At 51.7% G+C, this 23223-nt stretch carries 24 protein-coding genes and 1 riboswitch; of the genes, 10 read left to right on the top strand and 14 right to left on the bottom strand.

Annotation, left to right across the window (positions count from 1 at the left end):
• Positions 1-3: 3 nt before the first annotated feature.
• From moaE to moaA, 6 genes are all read right to left on the bottom strand, one after another.
• Complete coding sequence (gene moaE, locus C5610_RS00510; protein ID WP_105305387.1) at positions 4-450, bottom strand: molybdopterin synthase catalytic subunit MoaE; 447 nt, start codon at positions 448-450, stop codon at positions 4-6.
• A gap of 5 nt (positions 451-455) precedes the next feature.
• Positions 456-704 (bottom strand): MoaD/ThiS family protein, encoded by a 249-nt coding sequence (locus tag C5610_RS00505; protein ID WP_105305386.1) that lies wholly within the window; start codon positions 702-704, stop codon positions 456-458.
• Complete coding sequence (moaC, locus tag C5610_RS00500; protein WP_105305385.1) at positions 705-1196, bottom strand: cyclic pyranopterin monophosphate synthase MoaC; 492 nt, start codon at positions 1194-1196, stop codon at positions 705-707. It lies immediately after the preceding gene.
• Positions 1197-1214: 18 nt separating this feature from the next.
• Positions 1215-1721, bottom strand: a complete 507-nt coding sequence (locus C5610_RS00495; RefSeq protein ID WP_262339925.1) for a molybdopterin-binding protein — start codon at positions 1719-1721, stop codon at positions 1215-1217.
• Positions 1699-2289, bottom strand: coding sequence for a molybdenum cofactor guanylyltransferase (locus C5610_RS00490; protein WP_105305383.1), 591 nt, complete (start codon positions 2287-2289; stop codon positions 1699-1701). The genes C5610_RS00495 and C5610_RS00490 overlap by 23 nt, the downstream gene beginning before the upstream one ends.
• A gap of 2 nt (positions 2290-2291) precedes the next feature.
• A complete protein-coding gene (gene moaA / locus C5610_RS00485; protein WP_105305382.1) occupies positions 2292-3269 on the bottom strand; it encodes a GTP 3',8-cyclase MoaA in 978 nt (325 codons plus the stop codon).
• Positions 3258-3414: riboswitch (molybdenum cofactor riboswitch) on the bottom strand. (Overlaps the previous gene by 12 nt.)
• A gap of 223 nt (positions 3415-3637) precedes the next feature.
• Between moaA and yegQ the strand changes: the two genes are divergently transcribed.
• The 6 genes from yegQ to C5610_RS00455 are packed head-to-tail and all read left to right on the top strand — an operon-like array spanning position 3638 to position 10274.
• A complete protein-coding gene (gene yegQ / locus C5610_RS00480; protein WP_241970539.1) occupies positions 3638-4873 on the top strand; it encodes a tRNA 5-hydroxyuridine modification protein YegQ in 1236 nt (411 codons plus the stop codon).
• Between the two features lie 9 nt (positions 4874-4882).
• Entirely contained in the window at positions 4883-5074 is a 192-nt protein-coding gene (locus C5610_RS00475) for a 4Fe-4S binding protein (protein ID WP_105305380.1), read from the top strand.
• 27 nt (positions 5075-5101) lie between these two features.
• Positions 5102-5827: a helix-turn-helix domain-containing protein gene (locus tag C5610_RS00470; protein WP_241970540.1), complete on the top strand. Its 726-nt coding sequence runs from the start codon at positions 5102-5104 to the stop codon at positions 5825-5827.
• A gap of 47 nt (positions 5828-5874) precedes the next feature.
• Positions 5875-7047 (top strand): acyl-CoA dehydrogenase, encoded by a 1173-nt coding sequence (locus C5610_RS00465; RefSeq protein ID WP_105305379.1) that lies wholly within the window; start codon positions 5875-5877, stop codon positions 7045-7047.
• Positions 7048-7071: 24 nt separating this feature from the next.
• On the top strand, positions 7072-9267 hold the full coding sequence (locus C5610_RS00460; RefSeq protein WP_241970541.1) for a thiamine pyrophosphate-dependent enzyme: 2196 nt from the start codon (positions 7072-7074) through the stop codon (positions 9265-9267).
• Complete coding sequence (locus tag C5610_RS00455) at positions 9264-10274, top strand: malonyl CoA-ACP transacylase (RefSeq protein ID WP_105305378.1); 1011 nt, start codon at positions 9264-9266, stop codon at positions 10272-10274. Before C5610_RS00460 ends, C5610_RS00455 begins: the two co-directional genes overlap by 4 nt.
• A 38-nt stretch (positions 10275-10312) precedes the next feature.
• On the opposite strand, the gene C5610_RS00450 is transcribed toward C5610_RS00455, so the two are convergent.
• Both C5610_RS00450 and deoD read right to left on the bottom strand, forming a co-directional pair.
• On the bottom strand, positions 10313-12724 hold the full coding sequence (locus C5610_RS00450; protein WP_105305377.1) for a bacteriohemerythrin: 2412 nt from the start codon (positions 12722-12724) through the stop codon (positions 10313-10315).
• Between the two features lie 12 nt (positions 12725-12736).
• Positions 12737-13450 (bottom strand): purine-nucleoside phosphorylase, encoded by a 714-nt coding sequence (gene deoD / locus C5610_RS00445; RefSeq protein ID WP_105305376.1) that lies wholly within the window; start codon positions 13448-13450, stop codon positions 12737-12739.
• A gap of 155 nt (positions 13451-13605) precedes the next feature.
• Here deoD and C5610_RS00440 point away from each other — a divergent pair, with 155 nt between their 5' ends.
• Positions 13606-13824: a DUF2892 domain-containing protein gene (locus C5610_RS00440; RefSeq protein ID WP_105305375.1), complete on the top strand. Its 219-nt coding sequence runs from the start codon at positions 13606-13608 to the stop codon at positions 13822-13824.
• Here the strand turns inward: C5610_RS00440 and C5610_RS00435 are convergent.
• Complete coding sequence (locus tag C5610_RS00435) at positions 13821-14882, bottom strand: PepSY-associated TM helix domain-containing protein (protein WP_262339922.1); 1062 nt, start codon at positions 14880-14882, stop codon at positions 13821-13823. The two genes, C5610_RS00440 and C5610_RS00435, sit on opposite strands and share 4 nt — an antisense overlap.
• Positions 14883-14933: 51 nt before the next feature.
• Positions 14934-17087 (bottom strand): TonB-dependent siderophore receptor, encoded by a 2154-nt coding sequence (locus C5610_RS00430; RefSeq protein ID WP_241970543.1) that lies wholly within the window; start codon positions 17085-17087, stop codon positions 14934-14936.
• A gap of 152 nt (positions 17088-17239) precedes the next feature.
• On the opposite strand from C5610_RS00430, the gene C5610_RS00425 reads away from it, so the two are divergent.
• The 3 genes from C5610_RS00425 to C5610_RS00415 are packed head-to-tail and all read left to right on the top strand — an operon-like array spanning position 17240 to position 20882.
• Positions 17240-19252, top strand: coding sequence for a TonB-dependent copper receptor (locus C5610_RS00425; RefSeq protein ID WP_105305372.1), 2013 nt, complete (start codon positions 17240-17242; stop codon positions 19250-19252).
• Between the two features lie 21 nt (positions 19253-19273).
• The gene (locus C5610_RS00420) at positions 19274-20365 is read left to right on the top strand and encodes a GHKL domain-containing protein (protein ID WP_105305371.1); all 1092 of its coding nucleotides are present in this window, start codon (positions 19274-19276) and stop codon (positions 20363-20365) included.
• The gene (locus C5610_RS00415) at positions 20355-20882 is read left to right on the top strand and encodes a response regulator transcription factor (protein WP_105305370.1); all 528 of its coding nucleotides are present in this window, start codon (positions 20355-20357) and stop codon (positions 20880-20882) included. Before C5610_RS00420 ends, C5610_RS00415 begins: the two co-directional genes overlap by 11 nt.
• A gap of 108 nt (positions 20883-20990) precedes the next feature.
• Here the strand turns inward: C5610_RS00415 and C5610_RS00410 are convergent, their stop codons facing one another.
• The 4 genes from C5610_RS00410 to C5610_RS00395 all read right to left on the bottom strand — a co-directional run bounded on the left by C5610_RS00410 (position 20991) and on the right by C5610_RS00395 (position 23208).
• Complete coding sequence (locus C5610_RS00410; RefSeq protein ID WP_105305369.1) at positions 20991-21689, bottom strand: OmpW/AlkL family protein; 699 nt, start codon at positions 21687-21689, stop codon at positions 20991-20993.
• 84 nt (positions 21690-21773) lie between these two features.
• Positions 21774-22490 carry a YebC/PmpR family DNA-binding transcriptional regulator gene (locus tag C5610_RS00405; protein ID WP_105305368.1) on the bottom strand — a complete coding sequence of 239 codons (717 nt, stop codon included), beginning with the start codon at positions 22488-22490 and terminating at the stop codon, positions 21774-21776.
• Between the two features lie 92 nt (positions 22491-22582).
• Positions 22583-23014, bottom strand: coding sequence for a thioredoxin TrxC (trxC, locus tag C5610_RS00400; protein ID WP_105305367.1), 432 nt, complete (start codon positions 23012-23014; stop codon positions 22583-22585).
• On the bottom strand, positions 23014-23208 hold the full coding sequence (locus tag C5610_RS00395) for a DUF2892 domain-containing protein (RefSeq protein ID WP_241970544.1): 195 nt from the start codon (positions 23206-23208) through the stop codon (positions 23014-23016). The genes trxC and C5610_RS00395 overlap by 1 nt, the downstream gene beginning before the upstream one ends.
• Between the last annotated feature and the right edge of the window lie 15 nt (positions 23209-23223).

The following is a 23223-nucleotide window of genomic DNA, read 5'->3' as shown; positions in this document are numbered from 1 at the left end:
TGGTTACTCCCAACGGTTGGCAGCAACGGTGTCACTGTCTTTAGCCGCGACCCAGCGACTGCCTTCGGCATAGTGCTCTTTCTTCCAAAATGGCGCTTTGGTTTTTAGATAATCCATGATGAAACTGGCGGCTGCGAACGCCGCATCGCGGTGACCGCTGGCCACGCCGACAAAGACAATTTGCTCATTAACCCGTAAATAGCCGACCCGGTGAAGAACGGTAACCGCCGCTAACGGCCAACGTTGTTGTGCTTGCGCGACGATCCCCTGCAGCGCCTTCTCGGTCATCTGCGGATAGTGTTCAAGCTCCAGTGCCTGCAGGTCACCGGTGTCATCGCGTACCAAGCCGGAAAAGGTAGCGACGGCGCCGCAACTGGCGTGCTTGGCCAGTGTTTTATAGCAATCAGCGACATCAAAGTCTTCGGTTTGAACCGCAACCTGTACCGACATCTTGTTTAACCACCTGTTACCGGGGGAAATAACGCCACCTCGTCACCATTCCCGACACACTGCGTCGGTTCCGCAAATTCATGATTGACCGCACACAGCAAATCATAGCGTGACAGTTCTCTGTGCCATTTATCAGAACGGCTTTTTAACTGCTCCAGCAACTTAGCCACGCTGATGGGTTTGTTAATGTCGAGCTGTAACTGGTCGACAGCCAGCCGTTCACGTAATACTGCAAAGAATTTAATGGTTAACATTCATGCCTCCTGATGGTCCGCCAACGTCCAATGACCGCGTTTACCGCCCTGTTTCTCAAGTAGCCGGGTTGCCTCAATCACCATCGCCGGGTCAACCGCTTTGCACATATCGTAAAGCGTTAAGGCCGCCACCGAGGCCGCGGTCAGGGCTTCCATCTCAACCCCTGTATTGCCATTCACTTTGCACTCGGTATAAACCACGATGGCACCATCGTCTTCCTGCACATCAAAGCTCACCTCAACCCGCGTCAATGCCAGTGGGTGGCATAACGGAATCAGGTCGCTGCAGCGTTTAGCGGCCATAATACCGGCGATGCGTGCGGTGGCGAAAACATCGCCTTTCTTCTCTGCGGCCTGCTTCAACAATGCAATCACATTGTTCGCGGTGCGTAAGGTACTGGTCGCTTTCGCAGTACGCTGCGTGAGCGCTTTATCGCCCACGTCAACCATATGTGCCGCGCCGTCTGCGGTTAAATGTGTTAAATGTGTCATGTAAAATTCTGCTCCCGGTTAACGCAAATGACCGACAAAGTTGCACGGCCCCTGTCGGGCATCCAACTGCGGCTGCAGTAACTTTTCCCAGGCCAACTGGGCGGCGCCACCGGAACCCGGTACGCACGCGATAAGGGTATTATTGGTTAGCCCGGCAAAGGCTCTCGACTGCAGCGCTGACGAACCAATATCCTCGTATGAGAACGCTCTGAATAATTCACCAAAACCGTCAATGGCGTTATCCAGCAATGGCTCAATGGCTTCATAAGTGACGTTATCGGGGGCGAACCCAGTGCCACCATTCGTGATCACAACCTGAACGTCGTCGGCGGCGATTAATGCACACACCTGCGCCCGAATTTGGTGCTTATCATGACCAATGACCATACGCTGAACCACGTTGTGACCCTCACGCTGCAGCCAGCTTTGCAGTTTATCGCCGGTGGTATCGTTGCCGGCATCGCGTTTGTCCGAAAACGTCAGTATAGCCACGTTCAGCGGCTTAAACAGTTTGGCGGTACTCATTCGCATTCTCCTTGAGTAGTCTTTGCCATTGTTCGGGGGTATTGGTATTCAGCATCGCGTTGGCATCCGGGGCAGTAATCACCTCAGCCTTGAACTCACGTAACAAGGCCATCACCGAGTGGTCGGCATAGTCCTGTACCAGCGCGTTTTTCAGGTAGTGCATCAGCTCATCGGTCACGGGTAGCACACAGGGTAACGCTGCATGCTGATAATGCACCGGTTTTGACGTAGGATGCGCCAATAACGGCTGCAATAACGCTTTCGACAGCCGCGGCATATCCACCGGAACGACCACCACCCGGGACAGGCCAACGTGTGTACGTAACGCCCGTAAGCCGGCATGAATACCGCTTAACGGTCCGTGTCCCGGATAAATATCCGCGATTCCGCCGGGCCGCTGGCCACAGATCAGCACGGGCTGGCACTGCACCTGCTTTAGAACGCGCCAGGTGCGGTTGATTAAGGTTTCGCCGTTTAAGCTCAGTAACGCTTTGTCCTGACCCATTCGGCTCGATTTGCCGCCGGCTAGCAGCAGTCCAGCCACCGGCCTATTCTGGGAAGCACTCATAACTAGCCTCCAATCATCGCGAGATGACGCGTTGCACCACTGTTTTCATCATGTAAACCATGGGTAGCCTGTTTTAGCATGATGTTGTTCTGCAGTGCCTTCATCAATGGCTCGGGATCATCGGTTTGTAAGTACTGACGAATGTCCTGGTGCTGTTCAGTAAACAAACACAAAAACAATTGCCCCAGGCTCGAGACCCGTAGACGATTACAATCATCACAGAAGTCTTTGCTGTAAGGCATAATCAAGCCCATCTGACCCGCATAATCCGGATGAGAAAACTCTTGCGCAGGCCCGTCATTATGACTTTTTAAACGTTGCACCCAGCCCTGCTGCAGCAATTGCGTTTTAATTTCCTGACCACTGACATGATGGCGGCGATAGTAGTCAACGTTATCGGATGTGCGCATCAGCTCAATAAAGCGCAATGCGACATTGCGATCCTTAATGAACGTCAAAAACTGCGGTAACTCGCCACCGTTGTACTGCTTAAGCAGCACCGTATTTACTTTTACCTTAGCGAAGTCCATGGCGACCGCCTGGTCGATACCATCGATGATTTGTTCGAGTTTGTTCTGCCCGGTGATGAGGTGAAACGTGGCCGGATCCAGGCTATCAATACTGACGTTAATCGCATCAAGGCCGGCATCGCGCCATTCCGGTAGATCGCGCTGTAAGCGATAACCGTTAGTGGTGATTGCGACTTTCTCAATACCCGGAACTTGTTTGCAGGTGGCAATGATTTCAGTAAGATCTTTGCGCAGGCAAGGTTCCCCGCCGGTCAAGCGAATTTTGGTGGTGCCCAGCTCGGCAAAAGCGGTAACCAGACGACGGATTTCCGGCAAGCTGATCTCATGGCGTCGTGAACTACAATCCGGCCCATTGGGCAGACAATAATCACAGCGAAAATTACAGCTTTCTGTCAAAGACAGCCGTAAATAAGTAAAGCGTCGCTTAAAGCGATCCTGCAGTTGTGTCATACGTCACCTTTCCAGTGTCGGGAGGTGGAACCGTTTCCAGTACCACCCGGTGGCAGTCGTTTAACGACCCACCACGGCTCACGGTTCGTATTAACGGCACTATGGCGGTTAACGTAGATCCCGTCGCTCGGCGAATGTGACAACAAGCTTACGCACAGTTTACTGTCCGCGAAATTCCCTTGAATGGAGGGGCGAAATACCACTTCCGGGGTACTCGGCAACGCGATCTTTTGATGCACATCAAATTTTTGATCTCGGGACTCTGCTAATCTCAGCGCAAATTTTCTAGAAACCTGATCTAAGTCAAGCTGTCCATGGCCATATACAATAAACCCGAACTTCTTTGCCCAGCCGGTAACCCAAACGCAATGAAAATTGCGTTCGCTTACGGCGCTGATGCCGTATACGCTGGCGAACCCCGTTACAGCCTGCGGGTTCGCAATAATAGCTTCACCCTGCAAAATATGGGTGAAGCCATCCGCTATGCGCACGAGCTTGGAAAACGCTTTTATGTTGTCGTCAATATCGCACCACATAACGCTAAGTTAGCGAATTTTGTCGACCATATGTCGCAAATTGTCGCGCTCAATCCCGATGCACTGATTGTCTCAGACCCCGGCGTTATCATGCTGCTAAGAGAACACTTTCCTGAGCAACCACTGCACTTGTCGGTGCAGGCCAATACCATCAACTGGGCGGCGTTAAAGTTTTGGCAGCAACAAGGCATCGAGCGCGTCATCCTGTCACGCGAGTTATCGCTGAAAGAAGTCGCAGAAATGCGTCAACAGGTTCCGGATCTGGAACTCGAAGTTTTCGTCCACGGCGCACTGTGCATGGCCTATTCCGGCCGTTGCCTGCTATCCGGTTACATGAACAAGCGCGATCCCAACCAAGGTGCCTGTACCAACGCTTGTCGTTGGGGCTATCAGGTTCATGAAGCCCAAGAAGACTCGGTTGGCCAGTACGTGCCGCAGCCACAGCTTGACCCGGTATTGCTGGGCGATCCCAAACGACCGGAGGACTTAATGCTGCTGGATGAGGATCTGCACGGCAGTTACATTATGAATTCAAAGGATTTGCGCGCCGTTGACCTGGTCGGGGACCTGGTCAAGATTGGGGTGCATTCGCTAAAAATCGAGGGCCGTACCAAGTCGGACTACTACGTTGCCCGAACCACGCAAGTTTATCGCAAAGCAATTGATGATGCGGCAGCCGGAAAGGACTTTGACGAGCAATTGCTCAACGATCTGAACGGCATGGCAAACCGTGGCTTCACTCATGGTTTCCTGCAACGCCACTCCCCTCAGGATCTACAGAATTATCAGCGTTCCCATAGCGAAGGCGAACAGCTGTTAGTTGGACAAGTCGTTAGTGAGCTTGGCGACAGCCGTTATTTGGTCGAAGTCAAAAACGGCTTTCAGGTTGGCGATCAAATCTTGCTGATGTCACCGTCAGGTAATCAGTCATTTCGCCTTGAACAATTGCACGATGAACAAGGCAATTCGATGATTCGTGCGCCGGGCTCTGGCTATCGGGTGGTTGTACAGACATCTTTACCTTTAGCCGAAAGAGATATCCCTTACAGCCTATTGGTTAAACAGTGAGCAACTCATATGATAGTAATAAATGACGATTGTATTAACTGTGATATGTGCGTACCCGAGTGTCCTGTCGAAGCGATTGATATGGGCTCAGAACATTTTGAAATCAATCAGTCGCTCTGTGTCGAATGTGAAGGCTATTATGATCAACCGAGCTGTTATGCGGTCTGCCCTGTTGATGCCGTCGACATTACTAGCGATTAACGCAAACTAAGACTAAGGTAGACTCAAATGCAGCAATCACACAAAGCCCCAAAAGAGGTGGCCATGCGTAATCCAATTCAGTGTAATCAGTGCAGTATGCAATCCATTTGCGTACCTGCCGGCCTCATTCCGAGTGATGTTGATTTATTGGATAAAAGTAGCCGCGAGCCTCATGTGTACAACAAACGCGCCATGGTTTACAGCCCGGATCAACCGATGCACTCCCTGTTTGCTATTAAAAGTGGCTCAGTAAAATGTTACACCATTGACTCTGACGGCAAACAACAAATCACCAGCTTTCACTTAGCCGGTGACATCATTGGCATGGAGTCCATCGCTAATGGCGCCGCCGTTACCTACTGTGAAGCGCTGGAGACCTCGATGCTGTGTGAAATTAAGCTGAGCCGGCTGTTCGCACAAAACTTTTCCGGTGTTGACAAAAATTTGCTGCAATTATTGAGCAAACGCATTGGTCAACGTAATGCGCACTATTTAAACGTGGTCAACACAACGGCAGAGCAACGCGTGGCGTCGTTTTTGATGGCAATGGGCGATCATTTGCATGAACATGGGTTTTCCCGCTATGAGTTCCGCTTACCCATGACCCGTACCGATATTGCCAATTATTTGGGGCTTGCCGTTGAAACCGTCAGTCGCATTTTTACATCCTTTAAACAGCAGGGTCTGATCGAAACACAACAGTCTATTCTGACCATTAAGAACGTCGCTGAACTAAAGCAACTGGTCGCCTAACAACAGGCGCTAAACGCCGATAACAATAAACTCAGACGGAGGCATTTATGTCACAACCGGCATTTAACTGGGAAGATCCCCTAAACATGAACTCGCTGTTGAGCGAAGAAGAGCGCATGGTGCATGAAAGCGCCCGCCAATATGCGCAGGAAAAGTTAATGCCGCGAGTGTTAGAGGCCAATCGTCAGGAGATTTTTCACCGCGAAATCATGACCGAACTGGGCGACATGGGTCTGCTCGGTTCGACGCTACCGGAACAGTATGGTGGCGCCGGCGTTAACCATGTTTGCTACGGTCTTATCGCGCGTGAAATCGAGCGCGTCGACAGCGGCTATCGCAGCGCAATGAGCGTACAGTCCTCGCTGGTCATGCACCCTATTTATACCTTCGGTAGCGAAGATCAACGGCAAAAATACCTGCCGAAACTGGCCACCGGCGAGTGGGTTGGCTGTTTCGGCCTGACCGAACCCGATGCAGGTTCTGACCCTGCCAGCATGCGCACCGTCGCCAAAAAAACCGCCAACGGCTATGTCCTCAATGGCAGTAAAATGTGGATCACCAACTCGCCCATCGCTGACGTTTTTGTGGTCTGGGCAAAACTCGATGGCGAAATTCGCGGCTTTATCCTCGAAAAAGGCATGCCCGGCCTAAGTGCTCCTAAAATTGACGGCAAGTTTTCACTGCGGGCATCGATCACCGGTGAAATCGTGATGGACGGTGTTGAAGTTTCTGAACAACATATTTTTCCTGAGGTCCGCGGCTTAAAAGGGCCTTTCAGCTGTCTCAATAAAGCACGCTACGGTATTGCCTGGGGCTCGATGGGCGCCGCTGAATTTTGCTGGCATGCCGCACGTCAGTACACCCTCGATCGGGAGCAGTTTAACCGACCACTGGCAGCCAATCAGTTGATTCAGAAAAAGCTCGCGGATATGCAGACCGAGATCAGCCTCGGCTTATTAGCGGCACTGCAAGCCGGTCGCGAGCTGGATAATGGTTCGCTTAACCCTGCTTCTATCTCGTTGATTAAACGCAATAACTGCGGTAAAGCCCTGGATATCGCGCGGCAGGCTCGTGATATGCACGGCGGTAACGGCATCGCCGACGAATATCACGTTATCCGCCATGTCATGAACCTCGAAGCCGTGAATACCTACGAGGGTACGCACGACGTTCATGCGCTGATATTAGGTCGTGCACAGACCGGTATTGCGGCGTTTTAATCATCGACAAAAGGACTCATCGTTATGATGCGGACCGATTTCGAAGGCTGGCAAAGTGACTTTATCCAGCGTCTTGCCGATGCCGACCTACCAGCCGCTACCCCCACTGAGCCCGGCATATCAAATGCCATGCTCAGTGACTGGTACAACAGTCAGTTAACCAGTCGCTTTGCCGACCTGGAGTCGCGACGACTGCAACGGCAAGGACAAAGCTTTTACACCATCGGTAGTGCAGGACACGAGGCCAATGCCTGCGTCGCCGCAGCGCTTCGACCAACGGATCCGGCGTTTCTGCACTATCGCAGCGGCGCCTTTTTCTTACAGCGAGCGCGACAACAGCCGGGCTCCCACGCACTCTATGACTTGATGTTGTCGTTCTGCGCGTCCGCCGAAGATCCGATTTCCGGAGGCCGCCACAAGGTGTTAGGCAGCCTGCAACTCAACATTCCGCCACAAACGTCTACCATCGCTTCGCATTTGCCAAAAGCGATGGGAGCCGCGCACGCCATCGCCATGAGCCGCCGCGTTAAGGTTCAAGGAAACTGGCCGCAAGACTCCGTGGTACTGTGCAGTTTTGGCGACGCATCGTTTAATCACTCGACCTTACTGGGTGCACTGAATGCCACGGCCTGGGCCTCGTACCAAGGCATTCCGATGCCAATTCTATACGTTTGTGAAGACAACGGTATTGGTATCTCAACGCAATCGCCCAAAGGCTGGATATCGCAACGCCTACAGAGCATTCATCCGCTCCGTTATTTTTATGCTGACGGCCGTGATGCACAGCAAACCTATGTCATAGCCCAGACCGCTCAGGCCTACATTCGCAAAACCGGCAAGCCGGCCATTTTGCAGTTAAAAACCACTCGTTATTTTGGCCATGCCGGTGCCGATGCTGAGGTAGCCTATCGGGACAAATACGCGATTGCACAGGACTTTGAGAACGATGTGTTATTGCATACGGCATCCCAGTTACTTGCCCGTGGCGCACTGTCTCCTGCTGCTCTGGCACAGCATGCGCAAGACACCAAAGCACGCGTCCGGCGGGTCGCTGCCGAAGCGGCAACACGTCCTCGGCTTGAAGGCGCCAGCGCGATAAAATCAGCAATTGTGCCGAAACCACGAGCACAGCAACTACCGGTGCGCTCCGCGCAAACCATCAAGCAGGCGCTAGCCTTTGACCGCCGTAATCGCGGCACGCCACAACCCTTAGCCAAAATGCTCAACTGGGCGCTGCATGAGATCATGCAAGACTTTCCCCATGCGCTGATATTTGGTGAAGATGTGGCGAAGAAGGGCGGTGTATACCATGTGACTCATCACCTACGTGACCGCTTTGGTCCAAATCGAGTCATGAATACGGTACTGGATGAACAAAGCATACTCGGGCTGGCCATTGGTGCGGCCCAGCAAGGCTTCTTACCGATCCCTGAAATTCAGTTTTTAGCGTACGTACATAACGCTGAAGACCAAATCCGTGGCGAAGCAGCCACACTGCCGTTTTTCTCTAACGGGCAGTTCGATAACCCGATGGTTATCCGCATCGCTGGCCTTGCCTATCAAAAAGGCTTTGGCGGCCATTTTCATAACGACAATTCCTTTGCCGTCTTCAGAGACGTACCGGGTCTGATTGTGATGTGCCCCAGTAACGGCCGCGACGGTGCGTTGCTGTTGCGACACGCTACCGAGCTTGCACAGCGTGAACGTCGCGTTGTTATTATGCTAGAACCGATTGCGCTTTATATGACCCGCGATCTTATTGACGAAGGTGACGGCAAATGGCTGTTTGATTATCCGCAAGCCGACGCACCGCTACCCGCCTTGGGTCAGCCCAGCGTGTCCGGGAGCGGTAACAAAGTGGCGATCATCAGCTACGGTAACGGGGTATACCTCAGTCACCAGGCGCGCGAACACCTGCAAGCCGATGATCAGCTACGGATTATCGATTTGCGTTACCTGATTCCGCTGGATATGCCTCAGGTTATGGCAGCCGTCGGCGATTGCGAGCACATTCTAATCGTTGATGAATGTCGACAGCGCGGTTCTCTTAGCGAAGAAATCATGACCTACTTACTGGAACACGACAGCGCCAACCGCCCGGTCAGCCGGATTACTGCGGATGATAGTTTTATACCTTTGGGGCGTGCCGCATATGACGTATTACCCTCCGCAAGCGCAATCGCTGAAAAACTAAAAGCATTAGGAGTCGTCCCGGCATGACCAACGCCAACAAGCCCACTGCCATTGTCGTCTGCCCTGGTCGAGGCGGTTATAACAAACCGGAACTGGGTAGCATCACGCGTAAGCATCCGCTCCAGACTCAGCAACTGCAGGCTTGGGATAACGCCCGTAAAGCCGCATCTGCAGCAACCGTCAGCGAACTGGACCAGGCCGCCAGGTTCGACTTTAAACAGCATTTACACGCAGAAAACTCGGCGGCACTTATCTACGCCGCCGGCTACCTCGATTTTATGGCCTTAGAGCGTGACTACGAGGTGGTCGCGATAACCGGTAATTCAATGGGCTGGTATACCGCGTTGGCATGCGCTGGGGTGTGGGAGCCGACCCGGGCAATGACGATAGTCACCGATATGGCACGTAATACCGCCGATGCTAAGGGTGCCCAGCTTATTTTTCCACTGGTAGATAGCAACTGGAAACCCCTGCCGGCTTATCATCAGGCCGTACAGCAAGTGCTTCAGCAACATCCGCAAGAGCTGTTTGAATCCATTCATTATGGGGGCTATATCCTGCTTTCCGGGACCGAACATGCGATACAAGCAGCCGCAGCATCGTTACCGCGGGTGGACGAACGTTTTCCATTAATTCTGCCGGGGCATGCCGCTTTTCACTCTCCCCTCATGGGCGAAGCGGTGAACCGAGCATTGGCGCACTGGCCTGTGGACGAATTCCGCCAACCGCAGCGACCATTGATTGATGGCCGGGGCGTCATTTGGCAGCCTCCGGCCGTGGACTTGGGGCAATTGCGTGACTACACGTTTCATCATCAGGTTGCCGAAACCTACGATTTCACTCGTGCGTTACAGGTCAGCATTAACGAATTCGCACCCGACAACATTGTGCTGCTGGGGCCCGGTAACAGCCTTGGTGGTGCTACCGGGCAAACTCTGGCGGCGATGGGCTGGCGCGGTATCAATGATAAAGACAGCTTTACCCGCGAGCAGGAACAGGGACGCGCCCCGGTCGTCAGTCTTGGCTTAGCGTAACCTTTCAGTGCCCTATCGGAGGCGGGTTTACGGCGCGGCTAGCAAATGCCGCGCTGGTTTAAATGTTCTTTATAGGCCATATCACTGCCCATAATGTGACGCGTTAACCAAGCTTTCACAAACTCAAGTAGCTCATCAATCACATCTTCATTGTTATCAACCCGCTGTTTGAATCGCATCACGTCATTCACTAAATCTTGATGCTTTTGTTTATGCGCATCAAGATCCGGATAGTTGTGACGCTCCATCAACAGTTCCTCATAGTTGAAGTGCGTTGCCGTATAATTGATCAGTGAGTTAACCAGTCGCTGCACAGCATGGCGATCGCCACCACGCTGCTTTAATCGGAACAATTCATTGGCAATGTATATCAACCGCTGATGCTGACGATTAACTTCGGCGATGCCGACGTCAAGTTTATCACTCCACTCGATTAATTTATCCTGCGCATTAATGCGTTCTGCGATGACCGCGTCTTCAATGTAATAACGATCGCCCAGCGATTTAATTTCACCGCCAAGGGTGGTCAGTTGCGCGGAACTCTCCAAGGCCTCTTGCGATCGTTCATCCACCACCCTGGCACTGGCGGACAGTGACTTTATGGTGTCTTCAATATTCAGGGTTACCGCCGATTGCTCCTCTGCCGCTGAAGCGATTTGGGTATTAAAATCGTTAATTATGCCGACATTATGAACGATCTCTCGGAGTGATTGGTCAGCGCTTTCTGCGTGTTCAACGTTATCCGCAGCCAATGCTTTATTGGATTCCATACTGCTGACGGCATTTTGGGTATTGTGCTCGAGCTTCGTGATGACGCGTTGTATTTCACCGGTTGATGCCTGTACCCGCTGCGCCAGCTGCCGCACTTCATCGGCCACAACGGCAAAACCGCGTCCGGATTCACCGGCACGGGCAGCCTCAATGGCCGCGTTCAAGGCGAGCAAATTAGTTTGATCGGCAATGTCATTAATGGTTAATAACAACTTACTGATCGCCTGGCTGTCCTCCGACAATGAGCGAATCACCTGTTGCGACTCACTGACATCCTGTTCCAGTTGTTTTATCGCGGTAACCATAAGGTCAACTTTTTGTTGTCCCTGCTGCGCAGACCTTAAAGTATTGTCAGCTTCCGTCGCCGCTTTTTGCGTCGACTCAGAGACCTCACTGATGGCGGCCGTCATCTGCTCTACTGCAGCCGCTGCACTCTGCATTTGCGCTGCCTGCTCGGTCGCTCGCTCGGCGAGTTCGCGGATGGCGGTATAATTTTGCTCTCCCAAATCATCCATACCACGACTGGATGCTCTGATTGCATCAACGGAGTAACTGGTTTCGATGGCGATCGAATTGAGGTAATCACTGATACGTCCCAATTCGTCGTTACTGTAACGCTCACCTAAGCGGTTCAAGTCACCGTTAGCCAGCGATTTAGCCATGCTGATATTACCAGCCACAGAGCGGTAAATGCCAAAGTACATGCTGGTAAACAATAACAATTGCACCAGCACCATTACGATCAATAGTATCAGGTTCCAGCGCACCACCCAGGCCAGATCCGACAGCCGTTGTTGTTGAATCTGCTGATACAGGGGAATGGCTTCATCATATAGCGTGTAAAGACGATTAATGGAACCGGTTGCCTGTTCAAAATAGACGTCGCCCGAGAGGTTTCGCGACTGCAGTAAGCCAGCGGCGCGCTGCTCAAATTCCGTGAGTGCGGCCAGCGCTGACTGCCCTTCCAGTTGTTGCTTGCCGACGCGATATTGATTCAAAATCTGCAAACTGTTCGCGAGCGTTTTAGTGCGACTCGACAGTGCTGCCTGTAACGTCATTAACCGTTGTTCGGTCAGTGCATCTTGCCGGCCGTTCAACCAAGCAGCCCCCAAGCCGCGCAGCTGCGCGGTCAGTTCAATCACCTGAGGTAGCTCATCGGTACTTAACATCGCCACATACAAGGCATCCAATTGATCTTCCAACAACTGGTTTGAATGGCGGGCAAGGTAGCCCAATTGCGTTTGAATCAATCCAATGAGACCGCTGAAACGGTCAAATTCAGGACGGTTACGGGCTTCTCGCCAGGCTTGCTCGAGGGTTTGTAGCTGATCTGCCGGCAGTGGCTGACCACTTTGCTGATTAGCCACAGAAAGCCGTTGTAGTTGTTGCTCAATTTGCTGCTGCAACGGTTGCAGCCGTGAATCCGCCGCTCCAGAACCCGATAAGCCCCGATATTCGGCGACGTTCTCCATTAACTGCCGCAGCGGCTGCCACAGCTGTGCAGCCTCCAACTTAAGCTGCACCTGACGTTGCTGTTGCCACGCGTCTTTCACCATCAGGCTACTGAGCCCAATCAGCGGCAAAAATAGCGTTACGCCAATTAAAATAAATTTCCGACGAAAGCTCAGGCGATTAAAAACACGCTGCAACGGACGGGTTAGCGAGTCTAAAATTGCCATATACTCTTCCTTTTATGCGTCGTTAACCGCAACATCCAGGGCGATGCGGATCATGGTATCGAAAGAACGCTCGCGTTCTTCACTAGATAGTTGTTGGTGGGTAATAAGATGGTCAGAGACCGTCAGAATCGCGAGTGCCTGTGCCCGATGACGGGCGGCGACGCTGTATAGACCGGCCGCCTCCATTTCTACCGCCAATATGTGTAAGCGGTTGAGCATCGCCGTTAACTTACGGTTCGGATGATAGAAGCTATCGGTAGAAAAGACATTACCAACACGAGCATCGACGCCTCGTTTACGAGCACTGGCGGCGGCAGCGGTCAGTAGCTCAAAGTCGGCAATGGCGGCATAATCATAACCACCAAATTGCAAGCGGTTAGCATTAGAATCCGTCGACGCGCCGGCCGCTAACACCAAGTCATTTAACCCAAGCTCTGGATCGGTTGAGCCGCAGGATCCCACACGAATTAAACGGCGCACGCCAAATTCCTTGATCAACTCTTCGCTGTATAGCATACAGCTCGGCATCCCCATACCGGTACCCATCACCGACACCCGCGAGCCCTGATGGCTGCCGGTGTAAGCCAACATATTGCGCGTACTGTTAATCAGCTCAACATCCGTTAGGTAAGTCTCGGCAATAAATTTTGCTCGTAACGGATCGCCCGGCAATAAACAGGTGGACGCAAATTGTTCAGGTTTTGCTTGAATATGTGGTGTTGTCATATAATATGTTTTTACCTTAATTGTATTTTGTGAGCCTACAGCCCTTGGCTACATAGCAAAGAACAGTAACTGAAATAGCAGTATTAGCGCTTGATGCAGATCAATCCAGTGCACAAGAACCAGTCAACAGGTATAGCGAACGGAGTGAGTAGAATATGAGTGTCGAAAAAGCGGTGATGGCATTTGCGGGGTTTATGGTGCTGCTGTCGGTAGCACTCACCTATTGGGTACACCCATACTTTGTATGGTTAACGGTGTTCGTCGGTGCCAACTTGTTTCAACAGTCGTTCACCGGGTTTTGTCCTGCCAGCATGGTCATGAAAAAGCTGTTTGGGCTTAAGACTGAGCGCGAGCTGGCAGAACATGATCGTTAACGTCGTTTGCGGGCGCGTTTTGCGCGACGTTGCCACCATAGGTAAGTACCGGTGATCGCGAGTAATAGCGGTATCAACCCGACCAGACTCCAGATCACCTTGCTGACCCAACCGCCAAAGGTTCCGAAATGCAAGCGACGGAAACTGTCGAGCACTTTCGGCAAAGCGCCTTGTTCATTCAGATTATAGGTGCTCTGATAAGCGCCGCTATGCGGGTCAAAGTTCACCACACTGCCGTAGTTGCTCAACAACGGATTATTGGTCAGTGCACGCCCAAATACCGTAAAGGGTAGCTCTGGCTCGTATGGAAACAGCAAATAAGTCGGCTTGAACGCATCGATTTTTTCCCGGCTCTGGGCAACCAGCTGGTCAATGTTCAGATCATCCGCATACAGACGTTCCTGCATGATGTGATGTTCTTGGCCGGTACTGTGTTCGATGAATTCCTCGTAATAAATGATGGCACTGTAATAGCCACCGGTAATTCCCAATACCAACAATACCGGGGATGCCAATGTGCCAGCCATTTTGTGCAGATCACTGAATACCACCAACAGCCGTTGGTTCCAGCGTAAGGTAAACACCCTTGCCCAGAACCGGCGATAAATGATCAGTCCTGAGGTACCCATAAACACCAGAAACAGCGCCAGCACGAAGCTGATAATCAACCCCAGGTGCTCATCCAGACCATCGATGTCATTCAGCAACAAGGTGTAATGAAGCTCCACCAACCAGTCGGTAAGATAATGTCCTGAACTCGTTGGCTCACTCTGCAATTCACCGGTGTAGGGGTTCAGATGCGCTTTACGCCACTCATCGGTGCCCTTTTGGATCACGAATACGCGATCCGCTTCGGGATGACCCGCCGGAAAAATCTCCCAGCTACCGATTTCGTAGTCCGGCAATTGCTGATTCACTCTCGCGGTCAGCTCGTTTAATGACAGTCGCTCACGGCCATCGGCCTCGACCAGAGCAACATCGGGAATCAACCAGCTGTCAATCTCGGTCTTAAACACCAGGATACTGCCGGTCAGGCTTACAACGAGAAACGGGATCATAAAAATGATCCCGGCCCAGCCATGAATTTTATGCAGTTGCTTTTTCATGGTTTAAAAGGAGTAACTCAACGTTGCCGAATAGTTCGCCGGCGCCCCATAGAAGCCCTGTGCCCAGTAAAGACTGTTCAGGTATTTTTCATCCGTCACGTTGTAGCCATTCACTCGTACCGACAACGCATCGTTGATTTGCCAGCTTGCCATCAGACCCAGCAAACCATAAGACGGTTGCTTAGTCACAATAACATCGCCGGCATTGTCATACATCGGCCCGACCACGCCCTGCTCACGTGAAATATCGTCCTGCCATTGATAAGTTAAGCCCAGTTTTACCGCCGGCATCTGCGGCAACTGATACGTTAACGCCGTACGGAACAGTTTCTCTGCGGTATAATCTTCAACCAGTTGGTCGCCGTCAATGTCGAATACCGTGGCAGATACCATACCCTGAAGACCTTCAGCCAACTGTCCGGACAGTTCCAGTTCCAGACCTTGACTGTTAATGCCGTCAGCGGCGCGGTAAACCGGCTCTGGTACACCCGTCTCCGGGTTAATGGCTTCACCGTCGCTCACCGCCAGGTTTTCCTGGTCGATGTGGAAGTAGGCCAGGTTCAGCAGAGCTTTGTTATCAAACAAGTCGGTTTTTAAGCCGATTTCTGAGTTCTTGCCGGTCAGCGGATCAATGCGACGGAAGTCGCGGTCGCGTTCGGTTTGAGCCAAGAACGTTTCGGTATAAGATGCATAAGCGGTCAGCGCATCGTTTACCGCATACGTTAAACCGAGATACGGAATAAACTGTGCGTCATCACGTGACTGATCGACGCCATAACCGACACCATCGGTGGTAAAGTCGTTGTAACGACCGCCAATCAACAATTTAGCCTGGTTAGACAGCGACAAACGTGCCTGCGCATACACCGCCTTTTGGGTGTTGTCGATGACACTGCCGGCCGCGCCATCGGTGAATTCAGGCAGCGGTGTATTGCCATCCCAGTCTTTTAGCGACGGCATTACCGGGAAGCCGAGACCAGTATGAAAGTCATACAGCGAATGGTCGACATAGTCGAGCCGTGCATAGTTAGCACCGACCACCAGCTCATGCAGTTGCCCCCATGCGGTAAATGAGCCGCTGGCGTATACGTCCAACGTATCTTGTTCGTCATCCAGATCGTATTCACTGCCGTAACCAAGCAAACCCAAACCGGTTTCGGGATCAAGACCTGCCTGAGCATCCATTAGGTACGTATAAAACAACAGGCTGTCTTCGTCGGTACGGACTCGATTGTATGCCGCGCGAAGTGTCCAATTGTCTGATAACGCGGTTTCCACGTCGATGAAACTGCGGCTCTCATCAACGCCCCACTCTGACCAGTCGGCCGCCACGTTTGTTGATTCATCAAAATTGGTGGGGGTGCCGTCGCCATAATAGAGGGTCAATGCACCCCACATATTACCATCGGTATGGCTGCGGTGCTCACTGTGACCCACCGTCAGTAGCGTGCTGTCCGATACGGCAAAATCAGCCACACCATAGAACACTTTGGTGTCGTTTTCGTAGCGGTCAATATACGACTCACTGTTATCAGCCGCAGCCACTACACGGGCGCGCACCCGATCACTCAGCTTGCCCGAAGCATCAAGCTGCAGTCGTTTACCGTTCCATGACGCTAACGATGCGTCCACCTCCAGGTGCGTTTCCGACGTTGGACGCTTACGCACCATATTAACGGTGGCCGAAGGACTGCCGACGCCCGTCATAATACCATTGGCACCATGAATCACTTCAACGCGCTCGTACAGCGCCGTGTCGATACGTCCGTGGGTGTTATTATTGATCAGCGGTAATCCAAGACCGTCAATCTGGAAGTTATTCAGCTCAAAACCGCGCGACGTGTAATACACTCGGTCGGTTTCCACATTTTCAACGTTTACCGCAGCAGAACTTTCCAACACCGAGTTAATGTCATCCAGGCCGAAGTCCTCAATTTGCTCACGGGTGATGACGGTCACCGCCTGCGGCGTTTCTTTTAACGACAGACCGAGCTTAGTTGCACCGTCAGCTTCTGAGCTACGGTAGCCTTCCTGTTTCTGGCCAGTAACTTTCAGACGTTCAATGACTTTATCGGTTTGTTGTGGTTGTTCTGCCAGTGCTGACAATGGCAAACCTGCACAGACAAGTGCTACAGCGATGGATGAAAGCTTATTCACGGGCAACCTCGTTTTGTTCAATTTGATGGCGCGGATGATAATGTATATGAGAATGATTCGCAATAGTAAAGTTAACTGCTACATTATGCCGCATCCCTGATGTCGTCGTTTTTCGCCATAATTGCCGCTTAAAAACTCACCGAGTGGCTGTTATGCACAAAGGTTATCTATCACTTGCACTACTATACAGCGTGCCGCTGTTTGCCCAGGAAAAGCTGTCTAATACGGATGAATACATTACGATTATCGGCGAGTCGATGCTTGCTCCGGGCGTCTATGAAGTCGATGCCAAACAGCCTCGCCAGCCGCTCCCCGCTCACGATGGCGGCGACTTCTTAAAAACCATTGCCGGCTTTTCAGCCAGCCGCAAAGGGGGAGCCTCTGCCGATCCGCTGTTTCGCGGTATGGGCGCTTCGCGGCTGACCATTGTCAATGACGGTCAGATGTTACAAGGCGGATGCAGTAACCGTATGGATCCCCCGACGGCCTATATCAGTCCACAAAGTTACGACACGATTCGTATCGTCAAAGGGCCGCAAACTGTTCGCTATGCCGGAAGTGCGGCAATTATTGAGTTCGAGCGAGAAGCGTTAGCCTTCTCTCAGCCCACGTTCGAAGGATTTTTAAACCTAACCGGAGCCAGTTACGATCGGGCAAATGCCAGCAGTGAGCTGATTGCGGGCAATGCGAACGGTTATCTCAAAGCCAACCTCACCACCGCGACAGCCGGTGACTACGAAGATGGCAACGGCGTTGCATTGAACAGTGAATACCAACGCTGGAGTTCGGATATTGACGTTGCCTGGACACCGTCTCAGGATCATACCCTGACGCTGAGTTTGGGGGCCAGCGACGGCGAAGCCGCCTACGCCGATCGGGCGATGGATGGGGTTAAATTTGCCCGCAGAAGTACCGCCATTCGCTATGAGGTCAGCGGCGATAAGCAACTCCGCTCTGCCACAGTCGCGGCCTATTTTAATCACATCGATCATGTGATGGATAACTACTCGTTACGTGAATTCCGTCCATCCATGATGATGCCCCAAGCAACCGCCCGTAACCCTGATCGCTACGCTCGTGGCGCCAGAATCGAGAGCGAATGGCAACTCGCCGGTGCGCAAATCACGCGACTCGGCGCTGAATACCATCAAAATGTACATCGCGACCGCATCAGTCGAAACCAACTGGACATGCCTTATCAAAACATGCCACGCCAGCCCGATGCTGATACATCGCAGTTCGGTGTTTTTGCCGAACAGCGCATCCCCCTGCCGGCAGCGTACTCGATCAATGCCGGTTGGCGCTGGGATCAGTGGCGCTTAACCGATCGCCGTCAGGTGATCGGCACAATGATGACGTCGCAAAACAACCCGACAGTCGATCAGGTCAACGCAGACGACTTATTCAGTGGCTTTATCCGGCTCGAGCAACAATTAGACAGCGGCTATTGGTATGCCGGCTGGGGGCAGGCCGAGCGGTTTCCTGACTACTGGGAAACCATCGGTAATAACCGCAGCTACCTCGGCAGTCCATCCGCGTTGTTTCTGAAGCCGGAAACGAACCAGCAATGGGATATCGGATGGCATTATAATCACTCGTCGCTGCAACTGGACGCATCACTGTTCTTCGCTAACATTGCTGATTTCATCTTACTTGAAGAAGGCACCGCCATGATGCCGGACGTTGTGCGAAATGTTGATGCGCGCAGTTGGGGCGGAGAAGCGACGGGTCGCTGGCAAGTCAGCCCAGCCTGGAAATTATCCGCGACCGTTGCCATAACCCGGGGTAAAAATAAAACCGACGATCAATACCTTCCCCAGCAGCCGGCCGATGAGCTTAGAATCGCCAGTGAGTATCAACATAGCGACCTGACCTATGCCTTAGTCTGGCGCCTGGTCAAGCAGCAGGATCGCGTTGATATCGGGTCCGGTAACGTTATCGGCTACGATTTTGCCAGCACCAGCGGCTACGGCATAGTATCGGCCAACATCAGCTGGGCCATCGACAAAGACTGGCAATTGGCCGTCGGAGTCGATAACCTGTTTGACAAAGTGTATGCCGAACATGTGAGCGGCAGCGGTGCTACCATTGCTGGCTACCAACAAACCGAGCGGGTCAATGAGCCTGGCCGGGTGTTGTGGTTACAATCCAACGTATATTTTTGAAGCCATTTAACGAAGTAACTCATGCTGACCTTTTTAGCGGCCCTGTTCCGTCGACACAGTACCTTACTCCTTGTTGCGGCCATGCTCATCGATATTGCTATCGGCAACTATGTGATTGCCATGAGCGGCGGTATCAGCAACCCTTTTTCGACGTTATTGCTGATTTATGTGGTGTTAGCCGTACTGTTGCTGGAGTGGTTGCCGTCACTGGTCGTTCTGGCCGCCAGCATGCTGGCTCAGGTTGCTCAGTTATGGGCTCATCAATGGTTAAACCTGACCCTGGATCAACATCACGGTATGGGGCCAGAATTCGTCGCTCATGCACAAGGCATGGTGATCAGTTTTGTTATCGCGGCACTGATTATCTGGGCATCCAGCCTGTGGCTGAAAACACGCTGGCAACAGTCCCGTCATTTGTTGCAAAAATTGCGCGAACGCCAGTTGCGCGACGAACAACTGTTAACCATCGGTTCTGCGGCCGCGCAGCTGACTCACGATCTGGCAACACCGGTGCAAACGCTGCAGCTGTTGCATGAAGAATTCCGTGAACAGGCACCCCATCTCGACTGGTCGTTAGCCGACCATGAGTTGAGCCGGATAAGTCATTCCTTAAAGCAATGGCGGCAGGCGTCTGATGATGTGCGCCAGCGCCGTCGACATCACTTCACAATCAGAGACTTTATCAACCAGATCAACCAGTTACTTCGCGTCATCACGCCCGAGTCAAACATTACCTGGCAGGTCCGTGACGACACCCAAAATCAGCCATTAGTCTGTGACAGAACGTTAATTCCGGCGATCGCCAACCTTATTAATAATGCCATTGAAGCGTCAGCGGAGCCTGGCATTGACGTCACCGTATGCACCGAAAAGAACACCGTGCATTGGACCATCATCAACACGGTCGATCCCTCACATCCGCTGGCAAAAAACTTAGGGATAGCATTACAGGCAAGCAACAAAGGCAGTGGCGTGGCTGCCGTAATCAGTCACGCCACGATTGAACGCCATGGCGGTCAGGTTTGGTGGCGTTGTGCCAATGATCTTGCCTACACCGAAATTTTCTTACCGCTCGGCACCTCGACACCCCGTGAGTACCCACATGACGATTAAACACTCAATACTGCTCATTGATGATGACTCAAGCTTCTGCCAGGTGTTAAGCCGACGGCTCGAACACCACGGTTATTCAGTCGATGTAATACACAGTGGTGAAGAATCACTTACCGCAACCACGGGCCCTTACGATGTCATCCTCCTGGATATGATGTTGGGCAATGAGAACGGCATCGAATTCATTGAGCCGCTTATGACTAAACACCAGCCGCAACAACTTATCGTACTGACCGGTTACGCCAGTATCGCGACAACCGTCGAAGCGATCAAACGCGGCGCCACGGATTATTTGGCCAAGCCGGTAAGTAGTCGCGAGATCATCGAACGGCTGGAAGGCAAGCCCCAGAATTTACCCGACGATCCACAGCCCTTGTCTCCCGCACAAGTGGAGTGGGAGTATATTCAACGTGTGCTGCAACAAAATCAGGGCAATATCTCAAAAACCGCAAGAGAACTGGGTATGCATCGCCGTACCTTACAACGCAAACTCGCCAAGAAACGCCCTAACACATAAAAAAACCGCCAGCGGAAAACCCGTGGCGGTTAGAGCATCTTCCCTAATGCATGCCCTTAATTTTAACTCGAGAGCAACGAGCTGGACTTGTTTCGTCTATGGCGTTTCTTAAAAGGTGTAACGTAAACCGACCATCGCAACGTAAGGGTCGATCTGCACGTCAACGCTTTCGATGGTATTACCGTTTAAGCGCACATCACCGGTGGTATCAATGTCAATCTTGCTGACCATAAAATGCACACCCCAGTCATTGTTAACTTTAACGTTTACGCCGGCCTGAAGCGCCAGTCCCCAACTGTTTTCAAGCGCTAAATCGACGCTGTCATCAGTGCTGGCCACGCCAGTAGCAACCAGCAAGTTCTTCACTTCCGGAGAAACCTGGTCATCAAAGAAGGTCGTATAGTTGGCACCGACACCGACAAAAGGCTTGAACATGTCGCTGCCAATATCAAAGTGATACTGAGCCAGCAAGGTTGGCGGTAAATGTTTGGTGTCACCGATTTTTACACCCGCTAAAGAGCCGGTGCCGGTGATATCGTGACTGAAAGGTGTGGCAGCGACGAGTTCGATGACCCAGTTGCTGTCCAGCGCGTAATCAAAAGTTAAACCCAACTGAGTATTGGTATTAACGCCAACGCCGGTACTGTTAGCATCGAGTCCAGCAACACTTTCGACAACATTGAGCGCGCCACTGCTGTCATCTGGCATTACGCTGATGGCACCAACATTGACCGAAAAGTCGTTCGCCAGCGCCGAACCACTCAATAACCCGAACAATACACCTAGAGATAAAATCGAACGCTTCATGGGTAACTCCTTGTGGTTGAATACCCATGAAGCTTATAAGGTTTTGCGTTTGATCAATTTGATCTAGATCATTTTTATCGGCGGTTATACTTCAGCGTTGTGATAAATATTTTGTACATCATCACAATCGTTCAGCATATCCATTAAGCGCTCAAACATTGGCATGTCTTCTTCGCCAATTTGTGTTGTGACGTGTGGCAGGAATTGAATCTCATCGGTGTCGAAATCGATATCTGCAAAAGCACCCGTCAGTGCCTGACGAGCCGCAGCGTACTCAGTGTGCGGCGCAAACACCGTCACGACGCCATCCTCGAACTCAACGTCTGTAACATCGACGTCGGCTTCCATCAATGCTTCCAGCACCTCGTCTTCGCTGTCGTGTTTAAACGAGAAAATCGCACAGTGCTCAAAGGAGTGCATCACACTGCCTTGTTCACCGATTTTGCACTTACTTTTGGTAAAACAGTTTCGGACTTCACCAAAGGTGCGGTTCGGGTTATCGGTCAGACATTCTACGATAACCATACAGTTACCCGGGCCGTAGCCTTCATAGCGCGCCGGAGAAAAGTCTTCACCGGCACCACCTTGTGCTTTATCAAGCGCCTTTTCGATAACGTGCGATGGCACCTGATCTTTTTTCGCCCGGTCAATTAAGCTGCGCAACGCCAGATTCGCTTCTGGATCCGTTCCGCCCTGTTTACCACAGACATAAATTTCACGACCGTAGCGACTATAAACTTTGCTTTTAGCAGCTGCGGTTTTAGCAATCGATTCTTTTCGGTTTTGAAATGCGCGACCCATAACGTGTGTCTCTTTAATTTTTATTCACAGCAAAAAAGAGCCTGAATTTTACACATGCTGAGGTATTCGGTCTATTAAAAACACCCAGTGGCTTATGTCCGTTGTGCAATCCAAGCCTGTAGTTGAGTCGCTGACATCGCTCCGGCCTGTCGGGCAATTTCCTGGCCATCTTTTATCAGTAGCGTCGTTGGAATACTGCGCACCGCATATTGTTGTGCCAGATGGGGTTCGGTTTCGGTACTGATTTTTAAAAACTGAGCGGTGAACGGCAGTTGCTTTGCCGCTTGTTCAAAATGCGGCGCGTATTGTTTACAGGGGCCGCACCAACTTGCCCAAAAATCGACAACTAAGGGCATGTCTGCCGTTTGGTGTGCACGAAACTCATCGCTATTAACAACGATGGGTTCGCCCGTAAACAGCGGTGATTTACATTGTCCGCAGACCGCGCCGGCCTGAATTTTTGTTCGTACTACTCGGTTTTTCTTGTGACATGCGGGACATGCCACGATCATACTGTCTGACATTAAGACGCGTTTCCTTTTGCTTTATCGGTCGATACACCGAGCAATTTGTAGAGCAGGCAGAATTTAAAAACGGCCGTGGCCAAAATAATAGCGCCTAAAATCCACCAGAAATTGCCCGCCATTACCGACCAAACGATAATGGCGATACCCACAATCGCTCGTAAAATACGATCAATACCACCAACATTTGCCATAATAAAGCTCCTTGA

It is taken from the genome of Idiomarina sp. OT37-5b, from assembly GCF_002968395.1.
Lineage (GTDB): Bacteria > Pseudomonadota > Gammaproteobacteria > Enterobacterales > Alteromonadaceae > Idiomarina > Idiomarina aquatica.
Note: the sequence above shows the minus strand (reverse complement) of the source record. Positions and strands in the feature narration are given on the sequence as shown.